This window comes from Vibrio sp. 1401 (genome assembly GCF_033340295.1).
In genome coordinates, this window is the sequence record NZ_JAWOWF010000669.1 from 1 (window position 1) to 563 (window position 563).

Below are 563 nucleotides of genomic sequence, written 5' to 3' on the forward strand. Positions count from 1 at the left end.
TCAGAACCAGAAATCTCCAAAGTGCCAATCATGGTCGACTCTTCCAAATGGGAAGTGATTGAAGCGGGTCTGAAATGCATTCAAGGTAAAGGTATTGTGAACTCTATCTCTTTGAAGGAAGGCAAAGAGAAATTTGTTGAGCAAGCTAAACTGATCCGTCGTTATGGCGCAGCTGTGATCGTCATGGCATTCGATGAGGTTGGTCAGGCAGAAACGCGCGCGCGCAAGCTAGAAATCTGTACAAATGCTTATCGTATTTTGGTAGACGAAGTTGGCTTCCCGCCAGAAGACATTATTTTTGACCCGAACATTTTTGCCGTCGCAACGGGTATTGATGAGCACAACAACTATGCTGTTGATTTCATTGAAGCTGTAGCGGACATCAAGCGCGATTTGCCACACGCGATGATTTCCGGTGGCGTGTCGAACGTGTCTTTCTCCTTCCGCGGTAATAACTACGTTCGTGAAGCTATCCATGCTGTGTTCCTCTATCACTGTTTTAAAAATGGTACAGATATGGGGATCGTAAACGGGGGTGAACTGGAGATTTATGACAACCTGTA

Annotated in this window: 1 protein-coding gene; it reads left to right on the top strand. The window is 45.6% G+C overall.

Annotated elements, in window-relative coordinates; genetic code table 11:
• On the top strand, nucleotides 1–563 hold a 563-nt coding region (locus R7Z77_RS27475; protein ID WP_318137323.1), incomplete at both ends, for a dihydropteroate synthase.